Annotated in this window: 1 protein-coding gene and 1 pseudogene; one reads left to right on the top strand and one right to left on the bottom strand. The window is 43.8% G+C overall.

Annotation, left to right across the window (positions count from 1 at the left end):
• Window positions 1-108: 108 nt before the first annotated feature.
• Window positions 109-756 (bottom strand): DUF3386 domain-containing protein, encoded by a 648-nt coding sequence (locus IQ242_RS24615; protein ID WP_193961757.1) that lies wholly within the window; start codon window positions 754-756, stop codon window positions 109-111.
• 129 nt (window positions 757-885) lie between these two features.
• Between IQ242_RS24615 and IQ242_RS24610 the strand changes: the two are divergent.
• Window positions 886-1,497 (top strand): annotated as a pseudogene (locus tag IQ242_RS24610) (serine/threonine-protein kinase pkn1); the annotation flags it as partial.

Raw genomic sequence — 1,497 nt, 5'->3', positions numbered from 1 at the left:
ATAAGAGACAGGATAAGGGGGGTGCCGATAGGCGGGGGGAGCCGACAATTTTTAACACCCACCTACTTAGTTACTTCAATCCTAACGCTTTTTGGGCGGGGATAACCCTTAAGATTCTAAAAGCTGTAGATTGATAAAAGTAAATTCTGTGGTGGATTTTTCGCCCCCGACATCGATTGCGTTAATCACTTGACAGGAGGGTAAATAATAATTACCGATTTTTTCGTAGGTTTCCTTAAAGTCACGTTTTCCCTTTAATTCATCGGTTTTAGCATTGCGGAAAATGGCATTATAGCGAATAGAAATATAACCTTCTCCCGTATCGAGACTTTCCTCGGTATTAATAGTAAAAGCCATCGGTCCCATAACTCGACTGACTTGACAGATTTCTTGGCCGCGGACCTTATAATTAGACCCCATAGCATCGCCGGTGACAAGAATTTCTACCGCACCGGTGGGATCATCTTGCCCGAAATTAAACTGGTTTTTGCCGTGGGAAGCCTCAAAATTGCCTCTTTTACGGTGAGTAACGATGTCGCGCATTTGATTATAGATACTTTCTTGTACTTTCTCGTCATCAATGCCCGTTACTTCCACACTATAATCGGCATTAACTTGAATTTTGCCCGTATAGACTTCCTCCCCTTGGGTGAGGATAATATCAGCAATGTAACCGGGAAATCCTTCATCCCAAGTGTAACGGTTTTCGTAGGCGGAGCGGAAAATATCTCGGGCGTTCGTCGTGGCTACAGTCATAATCGCTTTACTTGTGTTGATAACTCCATTTATATCATTGTCGCTGATTTTTTCGCCTCTGGCCGAGATTTCTAGCTGATCAAAAAATCGGGCTAAAATAGAAAAAACTCACCCTCAGCGATCACGGCGATGGCAGAAGAAACAGCGAAAATCAAGCTTTATCGGAAAACCTATCAACTTCCCCAACTAAATCGCCCCGATTTATTGGTTTTGCAGGATCAGATTCAAGAAAGACAGCAACTGATTAAAACTGGAAAACGGGTCCGCCATACATGGCTAGGATTGAGGAAAAAAGAAGAACCCCTCAATTTCGAGGAAACTTTTCAAGAATTGGAAAGATTAGTCAAGGACTATAACCAGTTAATCAGATTTCTCGCCGACCATAAGGATGAATACCGGCGGTTTTTCCAGTCACTGACCGAGGAAATCAAGGAGGCAGTGGCGGTTAAATGCCAGAAATTGGCGGAAACAGAGCGAAAACGCCAATCTTTGGAGAATAGCATCGGCTCGGCCGACCTGCGAGATACCCTGAGACTACAGAAACAGCAGATTTTCCGCACCGTGATTCTTGTTGGTCGCGCCAGCTTGCTCATGCTCAAGAAAATCGACCTAATCAGCGAAAGTATCCAGAAATTAGCTGAAGATCAGGATACACAAAAACAGGTTTTCTCGAAAATGATCGGCGAGTTGAACGGGTACAAACAAGTGTATCAGTTGCAGCTGGAGTTAGATAGTCTGGAA

This window comes from Microcystis sp. LEGE 08355 (genome assembly GCF_015207185.1).
Classification (GTDB): domain Bacteria; phylum Cyanobacteriota; class Cyanobacteriia; order Cyanobacteriales; family Microcystaceae; genus Microcystis; species Microcystis panniformis.
Note: the sequence above shows the minus strand (reverse complement) of the source record. Positions and strands in the feature narration are given on the sequence as shown.

Bases quoted from the DNA above. Each gene is read 5' to 3' on its own strand.
- IQ242_RS24615 (WP_193961757.1), bottom strand. From the start codon at position 756: ATGACTGTAGCCACGACGAACGCCCGAGATATTTTCCGCTCCGCCTAC.